The organism is Shewanella waksmanii, assembly GCF_043643685.1.
In the GTDB taxonomy this organism is placed as follows: Bacteria; Pseudomonadota; Gammaproteobacteria; order Enterobacterales; family Shewanellaceae; genus Shewanella; species Shewanella waksmanii_A.
Window position 1 is genome coordinate 78,215 of record NZ_JBHZSN010000001.1, and the last position, 22,964, is coordinate 101,178.

Sequence of the window (22,964 nt, forward strand, 5' to 3'; positions counted from 1 at the left end):
ACAAGCACTTCTGTGACGCGCTGTGAATATATCCCTATACGCTTGGCCATGACATCCCTGTCATGGACAGTCACAGCCGCGCTTGTACTGGATATTATTTCTCTTCGAATTTACTCATTTCGCCTTACGGGCGGCGGATGTGTTTAAAGTTAGGCTATTGCCATACCCGAAAGTGTCATGATGCCTGCGGCAAGCGAATGTACAAGCACTTCTGTGACGCGCTGTGAATATATCCCTATACGCTTGGCCATGACATCCCTGTCATGGACAGTCACAGCTGTGCTTGTACTGGGTTTAATCTCTCTTCGAATTTACCTTTTATTTTTCTAGGAAGAGGTAATAGATGGATAACCTATTTCGATTCAACTAAGGCCTGACGCTACAAGGATTTTCCCGTCGCGAAATTTCGCTTTTTGAAATGTTCGCCGGGCGTTATGGAGGTTGCAAGGAGGATGAGGACGAGCAGTCCTCCTTGCCCGGTGCAGGATGGAATCCTGCGATCTTTAGCCAAACGGAGTTTGGCGGATAAAACTACAGTGGAATCCAATTGTCTCAACTACGGTGTGCTCTCATTAGCTAAATAGCGCCTTCCCAGCGGGGTATGTGCAGGTGCTTTTTCGGGACGCCTATTTGTTTTCAAGAGAGTCCATCCATGGCCGCTTAACGAAAACATCTGATGTGAAGGGATTTACAAATGCCACGATGGCATGGATGTCAAGAAGTGGCCATGTTTTCGATACCCTCAGCCGCACCTACACTGGGTCTAATATTTCTTCGATTTCACCGTGTTGGTCGCTTTTGGGATTTTAGAACCCTAACCATAGGGTTGCTGAGTTTTGCTCTTACTCTACGATTTGACCAATCTGTGTTCACGTTTTCTAGATAAAGAAGCTTCAATAATATTGTGCACTATTGATTAAGGAAGACTAAATCGAAGAGACAATTGATACGGTGTGATTGCACGTTGACTCTCGGCGACAGGACGTCGCCGCTAAGCCTACATGGATGTATTTATGGCGAGTCATAAGTGCAATCTCACATCCCCCGCTGGCAAGCGAGATACAGCAAAAAGCGAATCGCCGTTGGTATGCAAATGCCAATTGGGGTATACCCACCCCCTAATTTCATACTAAAGCAGCCAATTTAAATGCAACTTTTGGTGCATAGGGTTTTAAACGGGTGATTGGTACCATTTGCACCACACAAGGATAGGTTTCATCAGATAAGCATCAATAGAGAAGGATTTTCTATGTCAGCCACTCAAGCATTTTGCTTTAGCAATAAGGTTATTACGCCATAAATTTTGAAGAAGGAACTACAAATGGTCAAATTTGATGATCTATGGGACTCTCATGCAACAATTAGTGATGTAGATAACCCATGCTTAAAAGACGGTAAACCTGCATTCTCAAACCAATGCGCTATTAGAGTTGGAAATGCACTAGCATTATGTGGCTATGATACCACTACCTTGCTAGGGGCAGAGCATTGCTGGCATCACGCTAAATCTGAAGGACACATACTTAGAGCAGAAGAATTAGCCGCCGCACTTACAAAAAGCCGACCAGCATTTTTTGCAAAAGGTATAAAAATTCCAGTGAAAGATTTCAAAAAGCATATATCTGGGAAAAAAGGAATAATATTCTTTAAAGATTATTGGTTAAGAAATTCTGACCCAACAAATAACCCTTCAGGTGATCATATAGATCTTTGGAATGGTTCAAGATTAACAGATTGGACGTCCTGGATAAGAATTTCAACCGGCCTGACAATTGATGGGGTTTGGTCTGATTTTAGCGAGTCGAAAGAGATCATTTTTTGGAGAGCGTTGAAATGAGTAAAATACTCTTTCCAATTGTTGGTGGGATTATTGGTTTCATCATTACCGTCGGTATATTTTTTTTTGCGGGGCATTTTTTCGGACCGCTTTATCAAGGCGAAGATGAAGCAGCAAGGAATATGAAAGTTTTTTTGGTAGTGGCGTTGTGTTTTGTCGTGGCCGGTTTTTTTATTGGGCATAGATTAAGTAATAAGAAAACTTGAACTTTTCATTAAGCTTGAGGCGTTTGCTAGGAGCTTGTTTTTTTGGAAAACAACAAATTAAGACTGCTAAAGAGGTTAGATAGGTTTTGTCGCGGTAATTGTTAATATCTGCACCACACAAGGATAGGCTCCATCAGATAAGCATCAATAGAGAAGGATTTTCTATGTCAGCCACTCAAGCATTTTGCTTTAGCAATAAACCATACAGTGAATACCCTGTAGATATGAATGATGCTGCAGCGGTAAAGCAGTTTCGAAAAGATAATCCACATATTATTGGGCCGCGAATTCCCAAAGGCATGCCGATGGTGGTGCGCAGTGGTAACACTCATGATCTATCAGCGCTTAGGCCAGATTTGACCTGTGCTCTTAATCAAGCCAATAGCTTACCTGCACAATCGCGACGCAATATTGCTGATATGGTAGAAGCCTTTGGTGGTGATGTCATTGTGGCCATGTCAGAGTTTTATGCCGTTGAAGTCCAGCCGATATTAGAAAAGTATTCGGTTGGCGCTGCGGGTGCGGCAGCCACTGCAATCGATGAGCGTGTCTCTCAATTTGGTAAATCGATTATTAAATATCAAGATGCGTTACTGAAGGTGAGGGAGGGGGCCAAAGCCAAGCTACCTAAACATCAAATGGTGATGTTAGAGCAGATAGCAAAGCGTTGTTATCAGGAGTTTAATGGCCGCTTCCAAACCGAGTTTGGTAAGTTTTTAGGTAGAGTTAAATCAGGCAAGCGAGGCAACGTTTGGACTAATCCAAACCGCGGCATTGCCATTGCCAAAACCTCTCGACATCCAGCCAAGTTGAACCTGACTTCGACAAATTCATTTAACTCTATTCGCCGCTTTGAAGCAGGGGCAAAATTGTTCGGCGGTGGCATGATAGTCCTCGATGCAGGCATGCGAGCAAGAAGTGTACGAGAAGACTTCTATGCCGGTAGAGATTGGCATCGCAGTGCAGTAGTTGAAACGACAGGCTTTGGCGCTTCTACAGCTGCGGGGCTTTGGGTTGGAGGCAAGGTTATATCAGCATCACTTGGTGTAGCTCTTTTGGCGACGCCTGTAGGTTGGGTGTTAGCGGTCGGGGGGGTAATAGCTATGGGAACATTAGCTTCAGTAGCGCTTGATAAGGCGGGTAAGCTTGCAGCGGGCAATCTTTATGATTTTAGTTCCAGTCGGGCTTGGAGGTAATATGGACGCTTCCTCAATGAGTTTATACTTTGGAATTTTTTTGGCTATTTTGATTCTTTCTTGGGGAGTTGGTGTTTTGGTTTTCGCGCAAGTCACTGTGAAACATCTCGAACGAGAAATGAGTAAAGAGGGGGTTGAGCCGCCTCAGTGGGATCGTGGTATAGGCATGAGGCTTGCGATGTATTCGTCGATTATATTGCGGCCAAATTACCCAGATACTAATCCCTTGGTTAATGTCAAAGCCATAAAGCGACATAGTCGAAAAATTGATTGGTTCTTATCTATGTGGCTGCGAGTGTCGTTTGGGCTGCTTCTTCTAGCTAGTTTAATTAATCTTGTTTTTTTTGAACAATAAATAAGTCGTTGCGGAAGCCCTTTCTTGAAATGACAGGCCTTGGCATTTCTACAGATACTGAAATGAAATTTGTTGACTTAATATTGCTAGCTACGGGCATTTTTACCATTAGTTGGATGGTAAGTGTGCTGGTATTTATTGAGGTATCAGGTAATTACCTCGAGAGAAAAATGAAACAAGATGCCTTGAACCAAGCTAGGTGGGATCGTGGGATAGGCACTCGATACAACATGTATGCCATGGTGCTTGTTGCCAATACGGCTGCAAAAGTTTCGCCAATTGATGATCAGGCCGTTCTAAAGTACGCAAGAAAAGTCGATAGAGTTCTTGCTTTTTGGACTGTTATTTCCTTTATCGGCGCTATGTTCTTTTGTGTGTTTTTTTATTTTCTATCCAATTAGTTAAATATGAGTTGGCTAGGGCGTTTTAGTTACGGCTATCTGCAAATATGTTTTTCGTGAAATGATTTGTAGCTCAAATAGCTCTTGGTTTCGGGTGAAAAACGTATGGAGTCATTAATTTTTGAAGATTGGTATTTACTTTTTTCAGGTTTGTTTTTTGTTAGTTGGCTAGTGAGCTTTTTAGCATTCACGATATTTTCTGGTCGTTACTTGGAAAAAATGATGGCTAAGGAGCAGCAATCGATTCCTTCATGGGATAGCGGTGTTGGCATGCGGTATGGCATGTACGCGATGGTATTAGTGTGTAACAAGGCGGCAGCGCGATCACCAATCGATGATGCGGCAATACTTAAGTATGCCCGTCCCATTGACCGTTTTTTGGCTATTTGGATGATGAGTTCATTTGTCGTTTTAATGCTCATAGCATTGTTCTAATAAGCGCGCTTAGTAAATGTTTCATTTAGGTTTTTGGTTGTAGTTAACGGGACTTGGCATATTGATATGGCTAGGGCATTTCGAGTTAAGAATAGGGCGATATAGTGGATATGCCGCTAATTGAAATTGTTTTTGTCATTAGTTCAGTACTCATATTTCTTGCTTGGGGAGTTGGTGTATTGGTTTTCGCGCAAGTTACTGTGAAACATCTTGAGCGAGAAATGCGTAAAGAGGGTATTGAGCCGCCTCAGTGGGATAGGGGAGTCGGGACACGCTATGCCATGTATTCGACGATTATATTGCGACCTAATTACCCGGACACTAATCCTTTTGTTAATGTTGCAGCCATAAAACGACATACCCGTAAAATTGATTGGATCTTATCCATGTGGCTGCGTGTTTCTTTTATATTGTTCTGTTTAGGCTGCCTTATCCATGCAGTTTATTTTGACTAAAAAATAAGTTGGTAATTTATGGAAGTGACTATGCTAGACATCACTTTTCTATCAATTTTTGTGGTTCTGATATTTTCATGGTGCATCAGTACCGTTGTATTTCATCGACTATCTATTAAACGTATTGAGCGAGAAATGGCCATGGAGGGAATAGAGTTACCGTGTTGGGATGCCGGTATTAGGATGCGATTCTCTATGTATGCAATTGTCCTTATTCGCAATAAAGCTGACAATCAGGCTTTTGTTAATGATGAGGCTATTTTGAAGTTTAGCCGGCCTATTGATCGCGTCTTTGCTGGCTGGATGCTACTGTCTTTGGTATCGCTATTAGTTATCGGTGCAATTCATTTCATGCTGTATGGCCAGCATTTATGAGTCGGGTAAGTTAGAGGGCCGGACGCTACAATGATTTTCCTGTCGCAAAATTTCGCCTTACGGGCGGTGGATGTGTTTAAAGTTAGGGTATCGCCATCTAGCGAGCATGGTGACGCCTTCCCGGCGAGGAATGTGTAGATACTTGCTCGGCACGCTGTGAACCCATCCTTGGGCGCTCTGCGACAGCATCCATGCTGTCAAAGGCCTCGACCGCATCTACACTGGATTTCATGTCTCTTCGAATTTACCGTTGCTTTTGGCATGCAGGATCGATAAGTATTTAACCTATTAAAATTCAGGTAATACCAGACGTTATAAGGGTTTTCCCTGTCGCGAAACATCGCCTTCCCGGCGAGGTATGTGCGATCGCACTTATGACTCGCCATAAATACATCCATGTAGGCTTCGCGGCGACGTCCTGTCGCCGAGAGTCAACGTGCAATCACACTGAGTCAATTGTCTCTTCGATTTATTCGTTGTTAATCACAGCGGTAAAATCGAAGATAAGTTTAAATCTGGTGTTATTCAGGTAAGCCAGACGCACAAGGATTTTCCCGTCGCGAAATTTCGCTTTTTGAAATGTTCGCCGGGCGTTATGGAGGTTGCAAGGAGGATGAGGACGAGCAGTCCTCCTTGCCCGGTGCAGGATGGAATCCTGCGATCTATAGCCAAACGCAGTTTGGCGGATGTTACCGCTCAACGTTGGATGAGCGTCCAACTATTCCCTGCTGGGAAGTTAAACCCTTCGGCAAATCGTCAAGGTGGCTGATTGCCCACTTTTCGCCTTATTGGCCGGGGGATGTGTTTAAAGTCAGGGTATTGCCATATCCGAAAGTGAAGTGATGCCTGCGGCAGGCGAATGTACAAGCACTTCTGTGACACGCTGTGAATATATCCCTATACGCTTGGCCATGACATCCTTGTCATGGACAGTCACAGCCGCGCTTGTACTGGATATTTTTTCTCTTCGAATTTACCTTTTATTTTTCCATGAAGAGGTAATAGATGGATAACCTATTTCGATTCAACTAAGGCCAGACGCTACAAGGATTTTCCCGTCGCGAAATTTCGCTGTTTGAAATGTTCGCCGGGCGTTATGGAGGTTGCAAGGAGGATGAGGACGAGCAGTCCTCCTTGCCCGGTGCAGGATGGAATCCTGCGATCTATTGCCAAACGCAGTTTGGCGGATGTTACCGCTCAACGTTGGATGAGAGTCCAACTATTCCCGCGCTGGGAAGTGAAACCCTTCGGCAAATCGTCAAGGTGGCTGATTGCCCACTAAGGGTTTTCCCAGTCGCGAAATTTCGCCTTCCCGGCGAGGTATGTGCGATCGCACTTATGACTCGCCATAAATACATCCATGTAGGCTTCGCGGCGACGTCCTGTCGCCGAGAGTCAACGTGCAATCACACTGAGTCAATTGTCTCTTCGATTTATTCGTTGTTAATCACAGCGGTAAAATCGAAGATAAGTTTAAATCTGGTGTTATTCAGGTAAGCCAGACGCACAAGGATTTTCCCGTCGCGAAATTTCGCTTTTTGAAATGTTCGCCGGGCGTTATGGAGGTTGCAAGGAGGATGAGGACGAGCAGTCCTCCTTGCCCGGTGCAGGATGGAATCCTGCGATCTATTGCCAAACGCAGTTTGGCGGATGTTACCGCTCAACGTTGGATGAGCGTCCAACTATTCCCCGATGGGAAGCGAAATCCCGCTGGAAAGCACACTACCCGCAAGTAGCAACTCCCCAGCTAAAAAGCTAACCAAGCCTTAGCTCAAAGGTTTATACCAATCAGAATAAAGATTTGATCGCTCAGCGAGAGTTTAGCGGCTTTGAGGTAAGGCAAGGAATGAAGAGCATAGTCATTCTACGTTCAAGTTCATTAACGCAGCATCAGAGCCGCTAAAACTCGCCAGTAGGAGTGTTTTTGGCTTACTACTTCGGCGTTGAATTAACTCATAAGGGAATGACCATTATGTCATTAATTCGCCTTGAATTAGCTTGCCAAAAACGCTCTGAGTAGATCAATTTCTTATGCTGATTGGTATTACACCCCTCGCCAGTTACGCATCTGGTTGGCTTCTTTCGACAGGACTACCACCTCAGAGCGGGTCATCATATCTTGGAGTGCCAGCTTGTCGCCGTTGATAAGGATCCATAGGTTGCCTATGCCCAATAACGACCAGACTAGTCGAGCGCTGGCGGTGACCACGCTGAGGCTTTGGCCATTGGGGTGTTGGATTTTTAGTCGCCATGCGCGCATGCCTAAAGTTTGGCCGCCGCGGCTCCAAAAGGCCACGTAGAAGGCGGCAACACACAAGGTGATCCAAAGCTGATAAACCCCTTTATAGACTGGCGTTCCATTGAGCAAGTCTGAGACATGTTCATAATCTTGCATGCCGATTAGACCGCTTGATGTGAGCGCGGTAAATAGGCCAAAACCGATGGCGCCGGCCACCATGTAAACGGCCACAGCGAGTAGCAAATCATAGACAATTGCGCCTAGGCGACGGATAAAACCTGCACGGGGAAAGTTAGCATGTTCAATATTGGACATGGAAAATCCTATCGGTTATGAAACGGGTGATGACAGCAGCTTATGATTGCTCTTCTTCACGGATAAAGTGGATATTGCTAAAACCAAAACGCTCAAACTCTTTGATACGAAAATCTTTTACCGCTTTTGAGCCTTTAGAAGTCATGGCGACCTGGGCTTCCATAGCAAGAAAACGTGTGAGATCGATGCCTTCAGCATCGGCGACCGCTTCATACATGTCGTGGTACCTGTCGTAGACAAAGTTAATCTCTTTGTATTGTTTTTTGAAGGTATAACCCACTTTACGTGCCATGGTAACTCTCTATGTTGTCTAGCCGTAGTGGCCATAAATTTGGCGCAGATTTTAGCGTAAATTCGCCCCAGTGCCTACTATAACCGACGCACCATATAGCAGGCATCAGTGGTGTAGCTGCTAAGGTCTTTGTCGATAGGGTGAATTTCACAGCCTAAGGATTGCCAATAACTGCTAGCCCCCGCAATAGCCACGAGACTGATGCTACTTAGCTGTAACCGCTGCGCCCGCTGCATAAGCTTATCAAACAATTTCTGCCCAATGCCGAGGCCGCGGGCATCAATACTTAATGCCATATCGTGTAAATACAAAGTGTCAGGTTGCGGGCAAGGGCTAAGCTGCTGGGCCAATGCCGGCGGTGCGCCAAATAACCACGGATGTGCTAAACAGTAGCCGATGATTTTGCCATGATGCTCGGCGACAAAGCTGGTTTGCGGTCCAAGTTCAGCTTTGTTTTGCATCACGGTTAACGATTCAGGCTCAATACTGGGGTAACTTGCCGTTTGGATATCCATAATCGCTGGCCAGTCTGCATCTTCAATGGAACGAATAATCATAAATAACGCTGCTGTAAGTGGTGCTTAAAATGATCAGGGTTGAGTGACTCCCCAGTGGCGTGTTTAACCAGTTCATCTGTGGTCAACAGTGCGCCTTTGGACCAAATGTTCTGCTGCAGCCAAGCGCAGATATCATTGAGCTTGCCTGCGCCGACTAGGTTATCGATATCACCAAGTTGCGCCTCAATACTGTGTTTGAACTGCGCGGCATACATGGCGCCTAAGCTGTAACTTGGGAAATAACCCAACTCACCCACTGGCCAGTGAATATCTTGCATACAGCCCATTTTATCGTTGCCTTTGGTGCTTAACCCCAGCAGTTGCTGCATCTGCTGATCCCAAAAGTCGGGTAGGTCATCCACCGCAAGCTCGCCACTGACCATGGCTTGCTCTGCTTCAAAGCGCAGCATGATATGACATGGGTAGGTGACTTCGTCGGCATCGACGCGGATAAAGCCTGGTTCTACCCGCGAATAAACTTGTTGCAGTTGTGCTAGGGAAAGTTCACTACCTAAGTGTTGTTTAAGTAATGGGGCTAACAAGCTTAAAAAGCCATTGCCACGGCCCATTTGCATCTCGAAGAACAGGCTTTGGCTTTCATGAATCGCCATCGACCGATATTGCCCTGCGGGCTGACCGCGCCATTCTATAGGCAGACCTTGTTCATAACGTGCATGGCCGGTTTCATGAATAATCCCCATCAAGCCGCTGGTGAAGTCGTTTTCGTCAAAACGAGTTGTAAGGCGAATATCGCCACTGCTACCACCACAAAAAGGGTGACTGCTGATATCGAGTCGACCATGATTAAAGTCAAAACCGAGCAAGTTCATGACTGCGCGACCAAGCTTTGCTTGGCTGTCAGCACTGTATTGCGGGATGACAATATTCGGTTGGCTTTGTTGTTTAGCGCGTATTTCGCTAATGAGTTGTGGCAGCCAGCTTTTAACTTGATTGAAAATATCACTGATGCGTTGGCTGTCCATTCCCGGCTCAAACTTTTGCAACAAGGCATCATAAGGCGATAGCTGTTGCTGTTCACCGCGAACTTGCGCTTCTTCACGCACTAAGTTGATGACTTTTTTGAGGTTAGGCGCAAAACCTTGCCAGTCGTTATTGGCGCGTTGTTCACGCCAGGCATGTTCACAGGCGTAAGCTTGTTTAGTTTTGGCTTCTACTAAGTCACTGGGTACAACGGTTGCTTGACCATAGTGGTATTGCATCTCCCTCAAGTTGGCTTGCTCAGTTGAGGTTAAGGTTTCATCCTGGGCGTACTCTAGCCATTCACCTACTTGCGGATCGCTTTTGAGCTGGTGGATATGTTTAGCCAGCTCAGCCATCGCGCCTGCCCGAGCTTCACTGCCGCCAGGAGGCATCATAGTGGCTTGGTCCCAGTCTCCTAGCGCATTGAGGTGTTCAAAATGGGCGACTTGGCTAAAGCGAGCGACGAGTTGTTGATATGCTGAATTTGCTTGGCTCATATTCACTCCAGAACGCCTTGATTAGTTAACCAATAGGGCGAGTGCACTATGTTGGTTGTTTGGACACAATTGATAGGTTTTATGATGCTTAATTAAGCTGGTTTTTTTGTTGCCTTGGCTTAACAGTAGGCCATGTTTCGCCGCAGCTTGGGCCAGTGCTTGCTCATTTGCCCGAACATAAAGGTTGATGGGTTTTAGCAGTTCGCCTTGATCAATATGTTGTTCAAACTGGCTGACATCAATCACTAAGCTATGGCTGCCATCACTATCAAGTTTTAATTTAGTATCGACATCACAATCAACAATCACCACCCAATCTTGCTTGCTGAGTTCCTCAAGCATGTTTTGTAGCTTTTGGCCTAATTGCAGACTGTCGCCAATGGCGCGGTATTGGTTATCGATACGCTGCAGTAACTCAGGCAACTGCGCGCCGGCTCCCATGCTGCGTGCATTACGGATCCACACGGTGAGATCGTCAGCCACCAATTTAGAAAAGCGGCGGGTCTTTTGTGCTTGCACTAGAAAGCTACATAAAAAGTGGCTTTCAGCGGCAGGGGTCTTCATGGCTTTCGGGTTGGTATTGCGTTCAGCCAGCGCGGCTAGACCTGCTTGAGCAAGTTCAACGATGGCTTGATTATAGGTTGGGGCAGGCATGAGTTCTCCACAAAAAGGCGCCTAAATTTATCGCCAAGATTATAGCTTAATACCAACCAGTATAAGAAGTTGATCTACTCAGAGTGTTCAGATCTTTAACGTGATTGGTATCAAGCTATGCCCCGTGGGTAATGTGAGTCTAGCTTTGTGCTGAAAATGCATTACCCAGTTGAGCCAAGGCGGCATCAATGTGGCTAATATCGATATCAAAGCTATATTGGCTGTCACTTTCGCGCCTATTTTGGCTCTCACTTTGGCTATTAATCAAGTGGAGCCTAAGGTGACGGTGGTGACTTAGCAGCTGTGCTAAATCTAATTGCTGGTGTGGCTCTAGCGCTATTAACTGCAGGTTGTTAGTGCTGGTCGATACCTTAAAGGATTGTGTGCTTGTATCGTCAAACTGTGCTTGTACTTGCCAATGGTCGGCATCAATCTTTGATGGAAGTGGTTGCTGTAACTGCAATGCTAGTTGCAACTGGCCAGCCTTTTGATGAACTTGTATTTGTGCTGCCACTTGGTTGTGGCGATTTTTAGGCCCGTATTGCGGGATGTCGCTAACGAGATAGTCAGCAGAGTGTGGGGTATTAATTAACGTCCAGTTTTGGGCAAATCCCGATGCGTACAGGGATGAGCAAAATAGCAGTGGCAGTATCAAGTAGCTAAGTTTCATCAAAATACCTAGGTTAGTGAGGTTTACCTTTATGGTGACTTAAGTGCTATTACTAAGCATTACTAAAAGCACTACTAATACCAATCAGTATAAGAATTTGATCTACTCAGCGCGCTTTAGGCAAACTAATTCAAGGCGAATAATTGAAACAATGGTTGTTCCCTTGTGAAATTATTCAACGGAGAAGTAGGCAGCCTAAAACGCGCCAGAACGGCGAGTTTTAGCGCTTCTGATGCTGTGTTAACGAGCTTAACCGTAGAACAACTATGCTCTTCACTCGTTGCCTTGCCTCAGAAGCGCTAAACTCTCGCTGAGTGACTAAATGTTTATACTGATTGGTATAATATGACGACAACAATAAGTTGTATAAAATGGCAGGGGCAAAAAAATGGCCGCAATTGCGGCCGACATGGAGATAACGAAATAGTTTTTAGGATGAGTTAGTCACTACGTTTGATTAAGGCTTAGCGATCAACTCTGCGGCAGTGATGATCAATTTAGGAGCGGCGCGGACACGGAAGTTTGGATTAACGTATTGAAAATGCACCAATCCATCGGCATCAACAATGTAGATCGCCGGTACAGGTAGCACTAAACGCTCGTCGCCTGCCGGGGTTGTCCATAGCTTGTTACCTAGCTGCATTTTTTTACGGTAGCGTTCGGTAGTTTTGGCGCTGGTGTAGTAAGCCAAGCCAAAGGCGCGCATGGCATGTAACTCGCTGTCAGATACTAAGGTGTAATCAAGTTTTTGGTCGGTGAGTGAGGTTTGCAGCATCTGTGGTGAATCAGGTGAAATACCGATGAGCTGAAAACCCATTTTTAAAAGATCTTGTTCAATGGCTTTAAGTTGTCCCATTTGCGCATTACAAAATGGACACCAGCCACCACGGTAGAAAAAGATAACACTGGGCTTGCCGTCGATAAGTTTAGCGATATCGGTGCTGTTGCCATTTAAGCTGCTGACTTGAGCGCTAGGAACAGTTTGGCCATTCATTAATGGGGCAACGCTTAAATCACTGTCAGCAATGGGTTTGGCCACGCTGGGTAGGGTTATGCTGACCAAAGAAAGCAACAACAGCGCTCGGCTAATACGGACAAGAAATGGCATTGGTTCTCCAAAAAACAGTTGAGGATTGTTTGCGATAACAAACAAGACCAAGCCACTGGCAATATCATTTCACCGTGAGTGAAAAAAAATCGAATTGATGAAAAAAGGCACCTATTGGTGCCTTTTTAGTGTAAGAAAAAATCTTATGACCGTACGTCGATTATTTTGTCTTCTTTGCTTTGGCGTTCGCTGAGTTTTTCAATTTAACTCGACGTGAACCCATGTTCTTCTCAGCGACCACTTGGGCGCCCACATTGTCACTACGCTGCTGACGCTTAGCGAAACTACGGCGCTTTTGTAATTGCTTGATAAGCAGGTCGCGACTGCCCACCTCATAACCGGGAATGGTAATGCGGCGGATCTTGTTACCAATGAGCTTTTCAATATCTGCCAGCGTGCGTTCTTCTTCGCGGCTGACGAGTGAAATAGCGACACCACTTCGGCCAGCACGACCAGTTCGGCCAATACGGTGGACATAGTCTTCAGCAAGGAAGGGCAGGTCAAAGTTAACGACGTACTCAAGCTCGGGGATATCTAACCCGCGCGCGGCGACTTCAGTTGCTACTAAGGCGCGGACTTTACCTTCTTTAAATTCGCGCAGTGCACGACGACGGTTACCTTGTGCTTTTTCACTGTGAACCACGGCTGATGGAATACCATCAAGGTTTAACTCTTTCACTAAGCTATCTGCGGCATCACGGGTGGCGGTAAATACCAAGACTTGTTGCCAGTTCTTTTTACCAATTAACTCTGACAGAAGCTCACGTTTACGGCGTTGCTCAACGGGATACACAACCTGGCTAACAGTAACGGCAGTGGTGTTTTGTTTGTCTGCATTAATCAGTTTAGGTTTGACTAGCATGTCGTTAGCAAGCTGTTTTACGGCGCTAGAGAAGGTGGCGCTAAACAGCAAGTTTTGACGGTTACTGTTTACAGCTTGCAAGATTTTTTGAATGTCGCTGACAAAGCCCATATCGAGCATGCGATCGGCTTCATCCAATACCATAAAATCAACGTGAGACAGACTTAAGTTACACGCCTGTAAGTGCTCAAGTAGACGCCCTGGCGTCGCCACAATAATATCTGCGCCACGTTTTAGCTTAGTCGCTTGGGTTTCCATTTTAACGCCACCATAAATGGTGAGCACGGAAATAGGCAAATAGCGGCTGTACTCTTTAATATTGTCGGCGACTTGCGCTGCAAGTTCGCGAGTAGGCGCAAGAATTAATGCACGAGTATTCGAGCGCTGAGTATCGCTGGGGTTATCGATCATTTTTTGCAATATAGGTAATGCAAATGCAGCGGTTTTACCGGTTCCGGTTTGCGCACTGGCGAGCACATCTTGACCACGACGAATAGCGGGGATGGCTTGCTGCTGGATCGGAGTCATTTTCTGATATCCACAATCAGAGATGGCGCGCAAAATCTCGGGAGCAAAACTAAAAGATTCAAATCTCATTGGGATATCCTATTGTTAACCGACTTTAACCACGAGCTAAATCTAGCATTGAATTAATATTAAGCGATTTAGCGGCCGCGGAGTATAGCAAATCTTTTGGGTTTGCACCTGATCTTTATTATTTATCTGTTGGATATTGTTTTTCTATTGGGGGAAGTGGGTTATCGTCTTTGCGGCTGGTATGTGTTTAAAGTTAGGCTATCTCTACATCTGAAAGTGTAGCGATGCCTGCGGCAGGCGAATGTACAAGCACTTCTGTGACACGCTGTGGATATATCCCTATACGCTTGTCCATGACATCCTTGTCATGGACAGTCACAGCCGCGCTTGTACTGGGTTTTATCTCTCTTCGAATTTACCATTGCCTGTGGCATTAAGGTTTGACAAATATTTAGCCTATTTAAAATCAGGTTATGCCGGATGCTACACTGATTTTCTCGTTGCGGGGGGGGGGCGCCTTCCCGGCGGGGTATGTGTTTAAAGTTAGGCTATCGCCATATCTGACAGTGTAGCGATGCCTGCGGCAGGCGAATGTACAAGCACTTCTGTGACACGCTGTGGATATATCCCTATACGCTTGGCCATGACATCCCTGTCATGGACAGTCACAGCCGCGCTTGTACTGGATATAATTTCTCTTCGAATTTACCGTTGTCTGTGGCACTAAGGTTCGACAAATATTTAGCCTATTTAAAATCAGGTTATGGCTGGACGCTACAAGGGTATTTAGTGTGTAGTCTGTGGTTAGTTGAGTTTGAAATATTTTCTGAGTTCAGTCTTGGTCGTCTAATCGAAGAGACAATTGACTCGGTGTGATTGCACGTTGACTCTCGGCGACAGGACGTCGCCGCGAAGCCTACATGGATGTATTTATGGCGAGTCATAAGTGCAATTGCACATGCCCCGCTGGGAAGCGAGATACTGTTAAAAGTGAGATACTGTTAGTAGCAAATCTCTGCGAGAGGCAAACCCTTTGCTAAATCATCAAGGTGGATGATTACCCACTTGCGCGTTAGCAGGCGATACCTCGTCGGAAGAGACAGTATCTACAACCCATAAAAAAGCCATCTTAAATCAGGAGGCTTCTTAAATCGCTTGGGGAGTAGCCGCAATATTTAATGCACTTTTGCATAGGCTTTGAATGCGCTATCGCGAATATTAATTGCTAATATCTATTACTAGTATCGAGCGCTATATTTTTGGTTTGCTTTGAATGCTTCAACTTCCAGAGGGGCATTCTCGTAACCGTACTTTGCCATATCAGAAAAGTGCTGAGTAATAACTGATGTTAAGTCAGATCTTTCGATTTGTAACACATGCACTAATTCGTGAGCTAGCTTGGGGGTATCTAATTGGTAACCCTTTCTGATATAGATTGAATAACCAAAAACTTGTGCATTATTAACTATTCCTTCGCCAATAAAGCCAAGCGTTTCGCCAAGTACTTTTAAAGCAAAGTTTTCATAGGGGAATGGAACTTCATCAACATAGACAATTCTTACTTTTTCCGGTTTTTGAATACCAATGTCAGCTGCCAACAGCAACTCTTGTTCATTTAACGGTGTTCCAATTTTTAAGCCATTTGCATCAGTATCTTGAGCCCAAGCGATATATTGAGGTAATAGAGCATTAGCAATGATTTTTTCATATGAGAGTGCTAGAACGACGAGTATCACGGCAATGGAAAGCGATAGTATTTTGAGTAGTTTCATCAATTTGACATCCTTTTCTAAAGCTTACGACAGCTAGTTTGCAAATAGACATAACAGTTTATTACCTAATAGCTCCGACAAATCCCTGTGTATTAAATAACTTATAGTAAGGTTATCAGCATAACTAATTGATGTGAACTGGGTAAATTGAAGGCTTTATTATTTGGATATCGTCTTCTAGGGGAAAACGCCTTCCCGGCGGGGGGAGTTGCCAAACTGAGTCTGGCGAAAAGTCGCAGGATTCCATCCTGCACCGGGCAAGGAGGATTGCTCGTCCTCGTCCTCCTTGCAACCTCCATAACGCCCGGTAAAAATTTCGCCTTCCCGGCGAGGTATGTAATTAAAGTTAAGCTATCGCTATATCCGAAAGTGTGGCGATGCCTGCGGCAGGCGAATGTACAAGCACTTCCGTGACACGCTGTGGATATATCCCTATACGCTTGGCCATGACATCCCTGTCATGGACAGTCACAGCCGCGCTTGTACTGGATATAATTTCTCTTCGAATTTACCGTTGTCTGTGGCACTAAGGTTCGACAAATATTTAGCCTATTTAAAATCAGGTTATGGCTGGACGCTACAAGGGTATTTAGTGTGTAGTCTGTGGTTAGTTGAGTTTGAAATATTTTCTGAGTTCAGTCTTGGTCGTCTAATCGAAGAGACAATTGACTCGGTGTGATTGCACGTTGACTCTCGGCGACAGGACGTCGCCGCGAAGCCTACATGGATGTATTTATGGCGAGTCATAAGTGCAATTGCACATGCCCCGCTGGGAAGCGAGATACTGTAAAAAGTGAGATACTGTTAGAAGCAAATCTCTGCGAGAGGCAAACCCTTTGCTAAATCATCAAGGTGGATGATTACCCACTTTTCGCCTTACCTGTTAGGTATGTATTTAAAGTTAGGTTATCGGCATATCCGAAAGTGCAGCGATGCCTGCGGCAGACACTAACTGGTCACTATGCGCGTACTGGTTCGGTGTACGGGGGAGCCTAACCTCTGGCTGAGAGGTCAAAAAAAGCCACCTTAAATTAGGTGGCTCATCAAACAAAAGGTGGTCAACCGCAAGGTTAAATCGCTTGAGTCGCTTGGTGTAACCAATCGAGATCTTCACCTTGCATATGTGGGGCGATAGCCTCAAAGACTGTCTGGTGATAGGCATTTAGCCAGTTGACCTCGGCCTCAGTGAGCAGTGACTTATCGAATAAGCGAGTATCCATTGGGATAAGCGTTAATGGATTAAACTCGAACATCTCACGTTCTGCATTGGCAAGGGCTTTGGCTGGGCGAACTTCGACTAGGTTCTCTAAACGAATGCCGTATTCATTGGCTTTGTAATAACCCGGTTCGTTAGATAGCACCATTCCGGGTAGCAAGGCCACATTGTTACTGTTTTTGGCGATGCGCTGCGGCCCTTCATGGACACTGAGGAAATGACCTACGCCATGTCCTGTGCCATGGTCATAGTCGAAACCGTGTTGCCATAGATGTTGACGGGCAAAGGCATCGAGCTGTTGGCCGGTAGTACCACGGGGGAACTTCGCTTGATCTAAAGCAATATGACCTTTGAGTACGAGTGTGGTCATTTTGCGCTGTTCTACGCTGGTGTCACCGATAGCAATGGTACGAGTTACATCTGTGGTGCCATCAAGGTATTGCGCGCCTGAATCTACAAGGTAGATGCTGTTGTTTTGCATCATCGCCGGAGTGCCGTTGAGGTGATTGTAGTGGCACATGGCCGCGTTGCCACCGGCGGCTGAGATGGTGTCAAAGCTCGGTTCGATATACTGGGGATCGTTAAGACGGAACGACTCTAACTTATCTGCCAGTTGGCCTTCATCATAAAAGCGTCCAGCACCGACTTCTCGGTCTAGCCATGCTAAAAACTGACTGACAGCGACACCGTCACGGATATGGCATGCTGTCATACCAGCAAGCTCTGCGGCATTCTTTTGTGCTTTAACCAATGCCACGGGATCGCTGGCTGCAATCAATGTTGCACCATGCTGCTTTGCCGTCAATTGTAGCCAAGCATTGGCATTGTTGGGATCGGCTAACAGTTTTACGCCATCAAGTTTAGCTAGGGCTTCAGGCAATTGTGCTTCGCTACATAAACTGACGCCATCACCGACATGGGCAAGTGTTTCTTTAGGCAGTTTACTGAGGTCGGTAAACACTTGCATATCACCATTGGCGTGCAATAAGGCCGTGGACAAAATGACTGGTAAACGGGGCACATCGTTACCACGTAGGTTTAGCAACCAGCAGCAAGAGTCGAGTGCTGCCACTAATGCCACATCTGCACCTTGCTTGGCAATGGCATGCCCGATCTGCTGACGCTTTTCCAAACTGCTGCGCCCAGCGCTTTGTTGATCAAATAGACGTGCTGCTTGAGTTGATAGAGCCGGTCTATCTTGCCAATGTTGATCGATGGGGTTCTGCTCCACAGCAATCAATTGCATCTGTTGTTTATTCAGTAAGGCTTCGGCGTCTTGCTGCCAACTTAATGGGTGCAGTTTAGGGTCATAGCCAACACGAGCCTGATTTTGTAATTGTCCTGCTAACCAAGGTAGCTGCGGGGTGTCGGTTAGACTTAAGTATTCAAACAACTGGTTATCGACTTGCTGGGCAACTTGTACGGTATAGCGACCATCGATAAAGATGGCAGCCTTATCTTTTAAGATGATGGCCATACCCGCAGAACCGGTAAAGTTGGTAAGCCAATGAAGGCGTTCATTTCGCTCAGGCACATATTCGCCAAGGTATTCATCGGCACGTGGAACGATAAAAGCATCGAGATTAGCTTTGGCCATCTCAGCACGAACGGCACTTAGACGATCAGCAATTGTTTGGGTCATAAACTCTCCAATGACGGCAGCCTATTAGGGCTTAGAGGCTAGATGAAAGTGCTTGATTATGGCAGTTGTCGGAATGCGAAGAAAGCCAAGGGGGAGATTTTATTTAGGTAAATTTTAGCTGAGTGTAAAACTATCGCGCCGATTAATGTTATGGTTTTGTTTTTGATTAACTTCCACAATGACATTAAGCAAGGAGTGATGTTTGCGCCATGGTTAGAAATGTATGGATACTGACGATAGCTCAAGCGTTTGCCATGAGTGCAACGCCGATGATGGTGCTATTAGGGGGGATTATTGGTGCGCAACTGGCGCCTAGTGAAAGCTTGGCCACCTTGCCGATTGCTTCAATGATTATTGGGGTAGCAGTGTCGGTGTTGCCTGTTAGCCGGTTGATGCGTCGCTTTGGTCGCAAAAAGGTATTCATTGCAGGGGCGCTGTGGGCTGCCATCTCAGGTATCGTTGCCGCTTTGGCAACGCAACTGCAATGGTTTAGCTTATTTTGTGCCAGTGGATTTATGTTAGGAACCGCAGGGGCCGTGGTGCAGCAATATCGCTTTGCAGCGATGGAGTCAGTTAGCGCAGACTTGGCCCCCAAAGCCGCATCACGGGTGTTAATCGGTGGCTTAGTGGCTGCTTTTGTTGGGCCGGAGCTCGCGGTACTAGGTAATGAACTCGTTAGCCTACCTTATGTTGGGACATTCTTGTTTTTAACCTTGGTAAGTATCGGTGCTGCAGTGACCTTGATGGGGTTTGATGATAAACATCAACACAGTGAAACGGCAGTCAACGCTGAGGCCAAAGTTAAGGTTAATGCTGATTTGCCCGCTCCACGGCCGCTAAAGCAGTTATTGATGAATCCTGGGATTTGGGTGGCGATATCGGCTTCGACAATCGGTTATGCGCTAATGAGCTTTGTCATGACCGCCACACCACTGCATATGCATCATATTGAACATCACTCGTTGGCTGACACCAAGTGGGTGATTCAGAGTCATATCATTGCCATGTATCTACCTTCTTTGTTTAGTGGCTATTTGATTGCTAAATGGGGCACATCGAAAATGATGCTGCTGGGGTTAGCGGCTTATCTATTTACCATTGTGGTTGCCTTGATGGGGGCTGAGCTACTTAATTATTGGGTGGCGTTAGTGTTATTAGGGCTAGGTTGGAACTTCCTATTTGTGTCGGGCACTGTGCTACTGCCAAAGTTTTATCGGCCAGAAGAGAAATACACCATGCAGTCTTTTAATGACTCGTTTGTATTTGGCTCGCAAGCGGTTGCTTCTTTAAGTGCGGGTTGGGTTATTCATATGCTCGGCTGGAAAGTATTGCTAATTAGTTGTGTGCCGTTTATCGCGTTGCATATGTTGATGATGGCTTGGCAGCGCTATTATTTAAGCCAAAACTATGCTGAGAAAGCCAATTGCATCAAAAAGTGACGTTATCTTAGATAATATCTTAGTTGATGTTACTTAAGCTGCTTATTTTATGCGATTTTAGCCATTTTTCTGCCATAAGTTAGCTGAATAATTCATAGCGAAAAATACGCGGATTTGTGGTAACATCGCCGCAACACAAATAAGATAATAATCACGCTCAAGGATGGCGGTATTTGGGGTAAATTATGCAGAAGATTACCGTTGATATAGGTGGTACCAAAGCTTTATTTCAGTTAAGTTTTGATGGTCGTACCGAGCAATACAAAATCTTAACCGGTGAAGGCTTTGATGTTGCGATTTTAAATCAACAATTAGCCGAATTGGAAAGTGATTATGGCTTGCAAGATTACCAGCTAGGTATCGCATTACCTGGCTTAGTCAAGCACAACACTTTACTTGCGAGCAAATCGTTACCTTGTCTAAATGGTTTAACCGCAGACAAGCTCAATACTAAGGCTCGACAAATTACTCTGTTTAACGACATTGACGCTGGTATGCAAGCGATATGTGACCCTAAACATACCAGTGAACTGTTGGTGATGGCAGGTACCGGTATTGGTATGTCTATCGCCCTAAACGGTCAACCATTTTTTGGTGCTAGTGGGCTTGCGGGTGAGCTTGGACATTGCCGAGTGATGACAGAGTCAGGAGAGTTTAGCTTAGAGCAACTAGCCAGCGGCGACTCGATCCGCACCCGAGGTTTAAAGTCACCCGCTCAGTTGCATCGTGCCGGCAGTTATTTAGGTATGGGTTTAGCTTGGGCAATCAATATGTTTAACCCTAATCGCATTTGGCTAGCGGGCGGCATGATGAATAACCCAGACTATTACAAAGGCTGTATTAACGCGCTTAATGAAATGGCGTTACCGGATCCACTTAGCGAAGCGCAAATTGGCCGGGTGGATGATATGGAAACCTTGGTGTGTAGAGGGCTTAGCGTGTTATTGGACAGCAAAGCATAGCTCCGGTCAGTGGAGTAAAAAACGGCGCTTAGGCGCCGTTTTTTGTTGCTTGAAAGTCAGTTTGAATATTTTTCTACTGCATGAATGTATACTTTATGCTAAAAATGAGCAGCAATAAAAGGTGGGCAGTGTGTGACAGTAGCTTTTGCGCTAGTTTTGGCCTTGGTTCTGACGTAAGTACTGGTGTTAGCTCTTGTGTTAGTTTTGGCGCTGAATAAGTCATATCTCCTTCCTAAAAATAACTCGATATCGCAAATTAGCGAACCATCTCCAGACCCGTGCGAGGCAATGAAATGACCCTAGGTGTAGGCGGCTCAACCGCAGAAATAGAATTAGCAAAACTCACCGATATGACCCAAGGTGTAACGGCGATTACCGAACAAGAATTTCGTCAACGTATTGCTAAAGCGCAAAGTATTATGCAGTCTCAGGGCATTGATGCCGTTTACCTTAATGCAGGTACTAACCTTTACTATTTCACGGGCACACGCTGGTATGCAAGCGAGCGTATGGTAGGCGCAATCTTACCTGCACAGGGTGAGCTAGAGTACATTGCGCCAGCTTTTGAGCTTGATACCTTAGAAGGCTTTATGGTGATCAAAGGTAAAGTCAACACCTGGCAGGAAGACGAAAGCCCCTATGCACTGTGTGGTGAGGTGATTGCCGCTATGGGTATCAGTGCTGGGGTTGTCGGTATCGATGAGTCGGCGGCATTCTTTATTTTTGATGGTCTGCGTCAAGCCCATCAGCAGTACCAGTACGTTAATGCCAAGCCTGTGACTGCTGGCTGCCGCACCATTAAATCAGCTACTGAATTAAGCCTGCTGCAACGTGCTAAAGATATGACGTTAGAGGTGCAAAAAGCGGCTGCGCGTATCTTGCGTGAAGGCATTACCGTTGCTGAAGTAGAAAGCTTTATTAATCAGGCTCATATTGCAGTTGGGGCGCCAGCGGGTTCCTATTTCTGTATCGTGCTATTTGGTGAAGATAGTGCTTATCCCCATGGCGTGAAATCTCCTAAGGCACTAGAGCTTAATGACACGGTATTGATCGACACCGGATGTCAGGTGCAAGGGTATAATTCGGACATCACCCGAACTTATGTGTTTGGCACACCTAGCGCACGCCAACGTGAACTTTGGCAGCATGAGCAAGATGCGCAAATTGCCGCATTTAATGCCGCACAAATTGGTACGCCCTGTGCTGATGTCGATAAAGCGGCAAGAGTGGTGCTGGAAGCTGCAGGTTTTGGTCCAGGATACGATATTCCAGGCTTGCCTCATCGCACTGGCCATGGTGTCGGCCTTGATATTCATGAGTGGCCTTATTTGGTTCTCAATGATCATACTCCGTTGGCGGCGGGCATGTGTTTTAGTAACGAGCCGATGTTGTGTGTCCCCGGTGAATTTGGCGTCCGTCATGAAGATCACTTCTACATGACCGACAACGGCCCTAAATGGTTTACCAAGCCGGCGCACTCGATTGATGATCCTTTTGGTTACCAAGCTTAACTGGTTGGAGTAGTCATGCTACTTTAGGTTAGGTTGTGAAAACTTAACCTGAGCTTTTGCTTATGTATTAAAAGCGACAGGAATTTGATTCTTGTCGCTTTTTTTATGTTTTTCTTACAAGGTAAAGCACGATAAATTTTAGTAGCATTTTATGCTTAAACATGCACTTATGGCGCTTTAATGTGACCATATATTCACGTCAGTACCAATTTTTATAAAATAATCTATTGCATTTTTGTGAATGTCGGGTCTATGCTAATTATCGATGACAGCGTTGTCATCAATTTAAAGTGGAAGGCAACCAATTGAAAAATTGGCATGCAAAGCTATTGGTCTAAGGGGAATATAGTCAATAGGGTCGCACTATTGAGCTATATCGACGTACCTAAGCTGCCACAGAAAGTTTCTTCGTAATTGTTCATGTTTGGTTAAGAACCGCAAAGGTCATCT

Annotated in this window: 24 protein-coding genes and 1 riboswitch; of the genes, 13 read left to right on the forward strand and 11 right to left on the reverse strand. The window is 45.5% G+C overall.

Annotated features, from left to right (window positions below):
* Positions 1-1,321 precede the first annotated feature (1,321 nt).
* From ACHUFW_RS00375 to ACHUFW_RS00410, 8 genes are all read left to right on the forward strand, one after another.
* Positions 1,322-1,837 (forward strand): type VI secretion system amidase effector protein Tae4, encoded by a 516-nt coding sequence (locus ACHUFW_RS00375; RefSeq protein WP_394199902.1) that lies wholly within the window; start codon positions 1,322-1,324, stop codon positions 1,835-1,837.
* Positions 1,834-2,043, forward strand: coding sequence for a hypothetical protein (locus tag ACHUFW_RS00380; protein ID WP_394199904.1), 210 nt, complete (start codon positions 1,834-1,836; stop codon positions 2,041-2,043). Before ACHUFW_RS00375 ends, ACHUFW_RS00380 begins: the two co-directional genes overlap by 4 nt.
* Positions 2,044-2,207: 164 nt before the next feature.
* The gene (locus ACHUFW_RS00385; RefSeq protein WP_394199906.1) at positions 2,208-3,239 is read left to right on the forward strand and encodes a hypothetical protein; all 1,032 of its coding nucleotides are present in this window, start codon (positions 2,208-2,210) and stop codon (positions 3,237-3,239) included.
* A gap of 1 nt (position 3,240) precedes the next feature.
* Positions 3,241-3,594, forward strand: coding sequence for a hypothetical protein (locus ACHUFW_RS00390; protein WP_394199908.1), 354 nt, complete (start codon positions 3,241-3,243; stop codon positions 3,592-3,594).
* Positions 3,595-3,656: 62 nt separating this feature from the next.
* Positions 3,657-3,995, forward strand: a complete 339-nt coding sequence (locus tag ACHUFW_RS00395; RefSeq protein WP_394199909.1) for a hypothetical protein — start codon at positions 3,657-3,659, stop codon at positions 3,993-3,995.
* 105 nt (positions 3,996-4,100) lie between these two features.
* Complete coding sequence (locus tag ACHUFW_RS00400; RefSeq protein ID WP_394199911.1) at positions 4,101-4,430, forward strand: hypothetical protein; 330 nt, start codon at positions 4,101-4,103, stop codon at positions 4,428-4,430.
* Positions 4,431-4,534: 104 nt separating this feature from the next.
* Positions 4,535-4,885, forward strand: coding sequence for a hypothetical protein (locus tag ACHUFW_RS00405; RefSeq protein ID WP_394199913.1), 351 nt, complete (start codon positions 4,535-4,537; stop codon positions 4,883-4,885).
* 30 nt (positions 4,886-4,915) lie between these two features.
* Positions 4,916-5,260, forward strand: a complete 345-nt coding sequence (locus ACHUFW_RS00410; RefSeq protein ID WP_394199915.1) for a hypothetical protein — start codon at positions 4,916-4,918, stop codon at positions 5,258-5,260.
* 97 nt (positions 5,261-5,357) lie between these two features.
* On the opposite strand, the gene ACHUFW_RS00415 is transcribed toward ACHUFW_RS00410, so the two are convergent.
* The 9 genes from ACHUFW_RS00415 to ACHUFW_RS00455 all read right to left on the reverse strand — a co-directional run bounded on the left by ACHUFW_RS00415 (position 5,358) and on the right by ACHUFW_RS00455 (position 14,032).
* Entirely contained in the window at positions 5,358-5,492 is a 135-nt protein-coding gene (locus tag ACHUFW_RS00415) for a hypothetical protein (RefSeq protein ID WP_394199917.1), read from the reverse strand.
* A gap of 1,812 nt (positions 5,493-7,304) precedes the next feature.
* Positions 7,305-7,814, reverse strand: a complete 510-nt coding sequence (locus ACHUFW_RS00420; RefSeq protein ID WP_394199919.1) for an RDD family protein — start codon at positions 7,812-7,814, stop codon at positions 7,305-7,307.
* Positions 7,815-7,854: 40 nt separating this feature from the next.
* Positions 7,855-8,106 carry a DUF2960 domain-containing protein gene (locus ACHUFW_RS00425; RefSeq protein ID WP_394199921.1) on the reverse strand — a complete coding sequence of 84 codons (252 nt, stop codon included), beginning with the start codon at positions 8,104-8,106 and terminating at the stop codon, positions 7,855-7,857.
* A 77-nt stretch (positions 8,107-8,183) separates the two neighbouring features.
* Positions 8,184-8,663 (reverse strand): GNAT family N-acetyltransferase, encoded by a 480-nt coding sequence (locus ACHUFW_RS00430; protein ID WP_394199923.1) that lies wholly within the window; start codon positions 8,661-8,663, stop codon positions 8,184-8,186.
* Positions 8,660-10,141, reverse strand: a complete 1,482-nt coding sequence (locus tag ACHUFW_RS00435) for a carboxypeptidase M32 (RefSeq protein WP_394199925.1) — start codon at positions 10,139-10,141, stop codon at positions 8,660-8,662. The genes ACHUFW_RS00430 and ACHUFW_RS00435 overlap by 4 nt, the downstream gene beginning before the upstream one ends.
* 21 nt (positions 10,142-10,162) lie before the next feature.
* Positions 10,163-10,795 (reverse strand): DUF2913 family protein, encoded by a 633-nt coding sequence (locus tag ACHUFW_RS00440; protein ID WP_394199927.1) that lies wholly within the window; start codon positions 10,793-10,795, stop codon positions 10,163-10,165.
* A 139-nt stretch (positions 10,796-10,934) separates the two neighbouring features.
* Complete coding sequence (locus ACHUFW_RS00445) at positions 10,935-11,465, reverse strand: hypothetical protein (RefSeq protein ID WP_394199929.1); 531 nt, start codon at positions 11,463-11,465, stop codon at positions 10,935-10,937.
* Between the two features lie 457 nt (positions 11,466-11,922).
* The gene (locus ACHUFW_RS00450) at positions 11,923-12,573 is read right to left on the reverse strand and encodes a peroxiredoxin-like family protein (RefSeq protein WP_394199931.1); all 651 of its coding nucleotides are present in this window, start codon (positions 12,571-12,573) and stop codon (positions 11,923-11,925) included.
* Positions 12,574-12,733: 160 nt separating this feature from the next.
* On the reverse strand, positions 12,734-14,032 hold the full coding sequence (locus ACHUFW_RS00455; RefSeq protein WP_394199933.1) for a DEAD/DEAH box helicase: 1,299 nt from the start codon (positions 14,030-14,032) through the stop codon (positions 12,734-12,736).
* A 531-nt stretch (positions 14,033-14,563) separates the two neighbouring features.
* Between ACHUFW_RS00455 and ACHUFW_RS00460 the strand changes: the two genes are divergently transcribed.
* Entirely contained in the window at positions 14,564-14,848 is a 285-nt protein-coding gene (locus tag ACHUFW_RS00460) for a hypothetical protein (RefSeq protein ID WP_394199935.1), read from the forward strand.
* Positions 14,849-15,210: 362 nt separating this feature from the next.
* Here ACHUFW_RS00460 and ACHUFW_RS00465 read toward each other — a convergent pair whose 3' ends face one another.
* Complete coding sequence (locus ACHUFW_RS00465) at positions 15,211-15,744, reverse strand: hypothetical protein (RefSeq protein WP_394199937.1); 534 nt, start codon at positions 15,742-15,744, stop codon at positions 15,211-15,213.
* Positions 15,745-16,138: 394 nt separating this feature from the next.
* On the opposite strand from ACHUFW_RS00465, the gene ACHUFW_RS00470 reads away from it, so the two are divergent.
* Complete coding sequence (locus tag ACHUFW_RS00470; RefSeq protein WP_394199939.1) at positions 16,139-16,423, forward strand: hypothetical protein; 285 nt, start codon at positions 16,139-16,141, stop codon at positions 16,421-16,423.
* A gap of 391 nt (positions 16,424-16,814) precedes the next feature.
* Here the strand turns inward: ACHUFW_RS00470 and ACHUFW_RS00475 are convergent, their stop codons facing one another.
* A complete protein-coding gene (locus ACHUFW_RS00475; RefSeq protein WP_394199941.1) occupies positions 16,815-18,602 on the reverse strand; it encodes an aminopeptidase P family protein in 1,788 nt (595 codons plus the stop codon).
* A gap of 209 nt (positions 18,603-18,811) precedes the next feature.
* On the opposite strand from ACHUFW_RS00475, the gene ACHUFW_RS00480 reads away from it, so the two are divergent.
* From ACHUFW_RS00480 to ACHUFW_RS00490, 3 genes are all read left to right on the forward strand, one after another.
* Positions 18,812-20,041 carry an MFS transporter gene (locus tag ACHUFW_RS00480; RefSeq protein WP_394199943.1) on the forward strand — a complete coding sequence of 410 codons (1,230 nt, stop codon included), beginning with the start codon at positions 18,812-18,814 and terminating at the stop codon, positions 20,039-20,041.
* A gap of 185 nt (positions 20,042-20,226) precedes the next feature.
* Complete coding sequence (locus ACHUFW_RS00485; RefSeq protein ID WP_394199945.1) at positions 20,227-21,003, forward strand: ROK family protein; 777 nt, start codon at positions 20,227-20,229, stop codon at positions 21,001-21,003.
* A 293-nt stretch (positions 21,004-21,296) separates the two neighbouring features.
* A complete protein-coding gene (locus ACHUFW_RS00490; protein WP_394199947.1) occupies positions 21,297-22,514 on the forward strand; it encodes a M24 family metallopeptidase in 1,218 nt (405 codons plus the stop codon).
* Between the two features lie 286 nt (positions 22,515-22,800).
* Positions 22,801-22,912, forward strand: a riboswitch (cyclic di-GMP riboswitch).
* The last annotated feature ends 52 nt before the right edge of the window (positions 22,913-22,964 follow it).

Coding starts and splice junctions, on each gene's coding strand:
- ACHUFW_RS00425 (WP_394199921.1), bottom strand. CDS start 8,106: ATGGCACGTAAAGTGGGTTATACCTTCAAAAAACAATACAAAGAGATT.
- ACHUFW_RS00395 (WP_394199909.1), top strand. CDS start 3,657: ATGAAATTTGTTGACTTAATATTGCTAGCTACGGGCATTTTTACCATT.
- ACHUFW_RS00400 (WP_394199911.1), top strand. CDS start 4,101: ATGGAGTCATTAATTTTTGAAGATTGGTATTTACTTTTTTCAGGTTTG.
- ACHUFW_RS00445 (WP_394199929.1), bottom strand. CDS start 11,465: ATGAAACTTAGCTACTTGATACTGCCACTGCTATTTTGCTCATCCCTG.
- ACHUFW_RS00375 (WP_394199902.1), top strand. CDS start 1,322: ATGGTCAAATTTGATGATCTATGGGACTCTCATGCAACAATTAGTGAT.
- ACHUFW_RS00465 (WP_394199937.1), bottom strand. CDS start 15,744: ATGAAACTACTCAAAATACTATCGCTTTCCATTGCCGTGATACTCGTC.
- ACHUFW_RS00430 (WP_394199923.1), bottom strand. CDS start 8,663: ATGATTATTCGTTCCATTGAAGATGCAGACTGGCCAGCGATTATGGAT.
- ACHUFW_RS00475 (WP_394199941.1), bottom strand. CDS start 18,602: ATGACCCAAACAATTGCTGATCGTCTAAGTGCCGTTCGTGCTGAGATG.
- ACHUFW_RS00440 (WP_394199927.1), bottom strand. CDS start 10,795: ATGCCTGCCCCAACCTATAATCAAGCCATCGTTGAACTTGCTCAAGCA.
- ACHUFW_RS00450 (WP_394199931.1), bottom strand. CDS start 12,573: ATGCCATTTCTTGTCCGTATTAGCCGAGCGCTGTTGTTGCTTTCTTTG.
- ACHUFW_RS00455 (WP_394199933.1), bottom strand. CDS start 14,032: ATGAGATTTGAATCTTTTAGTTTTGCTCCCGAGATTTTGCGCGCCATC.
- ACHUFW_RS00490 (WP_394199947.1), top strand. CDS start 21,297: ATGACCCTAGGTGTAGGCGGCTCAACCGCAGAAATAGAATTAGCAAAA.
- ACHUFW_RS00410 (WP_394199915.1), top strand. CDS start 4,916: ATGCTAGACATCACTTTTCTATCAATTTTTGTGGTTCTGATATTTTCA.
- ACHUFW_RS00380 (WP_394199904.1), top strand. CDS start 1,834: ATGAGTAAAATACTCTTTCCAATTGTTGGTGGGATTATTGGTTTCATC.
- ACHUFW_RS00480 (WP_394199943.1), top strand. CDS start 18,812: ATGGTTAGAAATGTATGGATACTGACGATAGCTCAAGCGTTTGCCATG.
- ACHUFW_RS00460 (WP_394199935.1), top strand. CDS start 14,564: ATGTACAAGCACTTCTGTGACACGCTGTGGATATATCCCTATACGCTT.
- ACHUFW_RS00485 (WP_394199945.1), top strand. CDS start 20,227: ATGCAGAAGATTACCGTTGATATAGGTGGTACCAAAGCTTTATTTCAG.
- ACHUFW_RS00385 (WP_394199906.1), top strand. CDS start 2,208: ATGTCAGCCACTCAAGCATTTTGCTTTAGCAATAAACCATACAGTGAA.
- ACHUFW_RS00415 (WP_394199917.1), bottom strand. CDS start 5,492: ATGAAATCCAGTGTAGATGCGGTCGAGGCCTTTGACAGCATGGATGCT.
- ACHUFW_RS00420 (WP_394199919.1), bottom strand. CDS start 7,814: ATGTCCAATATTGAACATGCTAACTTTCCCCGTGCAGGTTTTATCCGT.
- ACHUFW_RS00390 (WP_394199908.1), top strand. CDS start 3,241: ATGGACGCTTCCTCAATGAGTTTATACTTTGGAATTTTTTTGGCTATT.
- ACHUFW_RS00470 (WP_394199939.1), top strand. CDS start 16,139: ATGTACAAGCACTTCCGTGACACGCTGTGGATATATCCCTATACGCTT.
- ACHUFW_RS00435 (WP_394199925.1), bottom strand. CDS start 10,141: ATGAGCCAAGCAAATTCAGCATATCAACAACTCGTCGCTCGCTTTAGC.